3 protein-coding genes are annotated in these 3,461 nt (G+C 68.6%); all 3 read right to left on the bottom strand.

The features are described from left to right. Nucleotides 1–1,610 (bottom strand): CusA/CzcA family heavy metal efflux RND transporter (locus tag Q0588_RS15180; protein WP_298747878.1); only part of this gene is annotated, 1,610 nt, incomplete at its 3' end. A gap of 14 nt (nucleotides 1,611–1,624) precedes the next feature. Continuing rightward, nucleotides 1,625–2,884 carry an HlyD family efflux transporter periplasmic adaptor subunit gene (locus Q0588_RS15175; protein ID WP_298747875.1) on the bottom strand — a complete coding sequence of 420 codons (1,260 nt, stop codon included), beginning with the start codon at nucleotides 2,882–2,884 and terminating at the stop codon, nucleotides 1,625–1,627. Further along, nucleotides 2,881–3,258 (bottom strand): TolC family protein, encoded by a 378-nt coding sequence (locus Q0588_RS15170; RefSeq protein ID WP_298747872.1) that lies wholly within the window; start codon nucleotides 3,256–3,258, stop codon nucleotides 2,881–2,883. Before Q0588_RS15170 ends, Q0588_RS15175 begins: the two co-directional genes overlap by 4 nt. Between the last annotated feature and the right edge of the window lie 203 nt (nucleotides 3,259–3,461).

The following is a 3,461-nucleotide window of genomic DNA, read 5'->3' as shown; positions in this document are numbered from 1 at the left end:
CGGGTCTTCAGCGCGAAGTCCAGCGCCGGCTGATAGCCGACCCGGGCCCAGCGCATCACGAAGCTGTCCTTTTCCTCGACCTTGCCGGTGACGAACATGGCGACCGCGGCGGGCACGAAGGTCAGCGACAGGACCAGGGCGGCCGTCAGGGCGATGACCACGGTGATCGCCATCGGGTGGAACATCTTCCCCTCGACGCCGGTCAGGCCGAAGATGGGCACATAGACCAGGGTGATGATCATCACCCCGAACAGCGACGGCCGGATCACCTCGCTGGAGGCCGAGGCCGCCAGATCGAAGCGTTCTTCCCTGGTCAGGATGCGACCGAGGCGATGCTGGGCCTCGCCGAACCGCCGCAGACAGTTTTCGACGATGATGACGGCCCCATCCACGATCAGACCGAAGTCGAGCGCGCCGAGGCTCATCAGATTGCCCGAGGTGCCGGTCCGCACCATGCCGGTGATGGTCATGAGCATGGTGACCGGAATGACCGCCGCCGTGATCAAAGCCGCCCGGATGTTGCCCAGCAGCAGGAACAGCACGACGACGACCAGCAGGGCGCCTTCCAGCAGGTTCTTCTCGACCGTGTGGATGGCGCGCTCGACCAGGTCCGTCCGGTCATAGACCGGCGATGCCGTCACCCCCTCGGGCAGCGCGCGCGCGGCCTCCTCCAGGCTGACGGCGGCGGCCCGGGCCACCACGCGGCTGTTCTCGCCGGCCAGCATCAGGACCGTGGCGAGCACGGTCTCCTTGCCGTTTTCGGTCGCGGCTCCGGTGCGAAGTTCTTCGCCCATGCCCACGTCGGCGACATCGGCGATCCGGATCGGAACCCCGCCCCGCGTGGCGATAACGACATTGCCCAGATCCTCGGTGGTCGAAGCCTGACCCGGCACGCGGATCAGATACTGTTCGCCGTAGCGTTCGACATAGCCGGCGCCGACGTTGGCGTTGTTGTTGTCCAGCGCGTCGACCACCTCGGCCATGGTCACGCCGTAAGCGGAGAGACGATCGGGCTGGGGCGTGACGTGGTACTGACGCTCATAGCCGCCGATGGTGTTGACCTCGGTGACGCCCTTGGTGTTTCGCAACTGGGGCCTGATCACCCAGTCCTGCAGGGTTCTCAGATCCTCGGTCGTATAGGGCTGGCCATCCGGGCGACGGGCGTTCGGCGCGGCGTCGATCGTATACATGAAGATCTCGCCCAGGCCCGTGGCGATCGGGCCGAGCTCGGGCGTGACGCCAGGGGGGAGCTGGCCGAGCGCATTCTGCAGCCGCTCGTTGACCAGTTGGCGCGCGAAATAGATGTCGGTGCCGTCCTCGAAGATGACGGTGACCTGGCTCAGCCCGTAGCGCGAGACCGAGCGGGTGTATTGCAGGCCCGGCACGCCCGCCACGGCGGTCTCGACGGGGAACGTGATGCGTTGTTCGGCCTCCAGCGGCGAGTAGCCGGGAGCCTCGGTGTTGATCTGGATCTGGACGTTGGTGATGTCCGGCGTGGCGTCGATCGGCAGGCGCTGGAAACTCCAGACGCCGACCGCGCAGGCCAGAAGGACGAGCGCCATGACGCCCCAGCGGAAGCGGATCGACAGCGCGATGATGCGTTCAAGCATGGTCTGCGCGCCCCCTAGTGGTCATGGCTCGCGCCGGACTTGTCGATGTCCGCGCGAATGAGGAAGGCGCCGTCGACGACGTATTCTGTTCCGGGTTCGAGACCGCCCAGCACCTCGGTCCACTCCGGCGTGCGGCGGCCGAGCTCCAGCATCCGCACCTCATAGGTGTTGCCGACCTTGGCGTAGACGACCTGGAAATCGCGGAACGGCTGGATGGCCTTGGTCTGGACGGCCAACGGCACCTCGCCCTGACCGACCTGGACCGCGCCCCGGACCCCCAGTCCCGGCCGCCAGACGCCGCCCTGGTAGGGCAGCGCGACGTGGGCGACCAGGGTCTGGCTCATGGGGTCGCTGGACGGCAGGACCGCCTCGATGACGCCGAGCGCGCGATGCTCGCCCGCCAGGCTGGTGACCTCGACGCGCTGACCGACCCGGACCCGTTCGGCGTCGCGGGGATAGAGGAAGAACTCGGCGTGCAGCCGGGTCGGGTCGCCGATGGTCAGCATCGGCTCGCCATTGCCGGTGATGGCGCCCGGGTTGACGTTCTTGGCCGTGATCATCCCCGAGATGGGGGCCGTGACGGGATAGGTCTGCAGGCTGTCGCTGGACTCGACGCGCGCCAGCACCTGACCGCGAGAGACCCGTTGGCCCAGCTGGACGTTCATCGCCACCACCCGTCCCGGATAGCGGGCGTGGACCTCGCTCTGTCCCTCCGGCGTGATCTCGACCCGGCCGCTGAGCGGCAGGCTTTCCCCCAGCACCGCCCCGCCGGCTCTCTGGGTCGTGACCCCGCCCGCCCGGGCGGCGTCGGCGGTGATCACTGTGCGGCCCTCATAGGACTGATAGGTCCAGGCCGACCGTTTCCCGGCGCGGGAGGCGTTGACCGCCACGTCGAACGAATGCGGTTCGAACACCACGGCCGGGCTGGTCAGATAGTCGCCTTCCGCCGCGAAGGCGAAGCGGTCGACCCTGGGCCCCAGGCGGGTCAGGGCTATGGTCGCCTGGACCTGGCGCGGGTCCAGCGGCTTGTCCTTCAGATACGGATAGAGGCGGAACAGCGGCTCGGGCCCCTCTTCATAGAGGGTGATCTCCAGCGCAAAATCGCCGTCCCGGAGCAGGCGACCGTTGTGCGGGCCGCGCTCAAAGTCCGCGGCCGCGGCGGCCTCGGCGCCTTCTTCCTTTCCGGCCCCGCCCTGGCCACAGGCGGAAAGGCCCACCGCGAGGGTCAGGAAGGACGCGGCGATGAAACGCCGCAACGGGATGTGACGGATCATGAGCGGGTCTCCAGTCCGAGCAGGGCGGCGTGCGCGCCGGTCAGCCGGTCAAGGCGGGCGCGGTCGATGTGAAACTGTCTGAGTACGGCGACGCGTCGGGCCCTGGTGGCGAGAAGCGCCGTCTGGGCCGCGATGACATCATTGTAGGTGAAGCCCCCGCGCGCGAAGCCTTCGCGAACGAGTTCCACGGCGCGCTCCGCCTGGGGCAGGGTCTCCTGGGCGATGCGCCGGGCCTCGAGCGCCCGGGACGCCAGGAGAACCTGGAGGCGGGCGATCTCGCGCTCGCGTTCCTGCCGCAGCGCCGCCATGTCGGCCGCCAGCACCTCCCTCAGGAGCGCGTCCACATCGTCGATGTCGGGCGGGGCCTCGGACATGGGCGGAAGTGGAACACTGCGGTGCGTCAGAATCGGTCGTAGGGTCCGGTTCCGTCTCCCGTCGGCCGTATTCGACGGGCGCGCGAGGGCGCAATCGGTCGAGGCTCCTGAGGCCCCGACCGACTCTGTCCTTCAGCTGCGTGTCACCCCCTGCGGGCTGAGACCCGGTTGTCGAGCCGGCTGCGCATGCGGGCCAGGCCGTC

This window comes from uncultured Brevundimonas sp., assembly GCF_937870815.1.
In the GTDB taxonomy this organism is placed as follows: domain Bacteria; phylum Pseudomonadota; class Alphaproteobacteria; order Caulobacterales; family Caulobacteraceae; genus Brevundimonas.
Note: the sequence above shows the minus strand (reverse complement) of the source record. Positions and strands in the feature narration are given on the sequence as shown.

Bases quoted from the DNA above. Each gene is read 5' to 3' on its own strand.
- Q0588_RS15175 (WP_298747875.1), bottom strand. From the start codon at position 2,884: ATGATCCGTCACATCCCGTTGCGGCGTTTCATCGCCGCGTCCTTCCTG.
- Q0588_RS15170 (WP_298747872.1), bottom strand. From the start codon at position 3,258: ATGTCCGAGGCCCCGCCCGACATCGACGATGTGGACGCGCTCCTGAGG.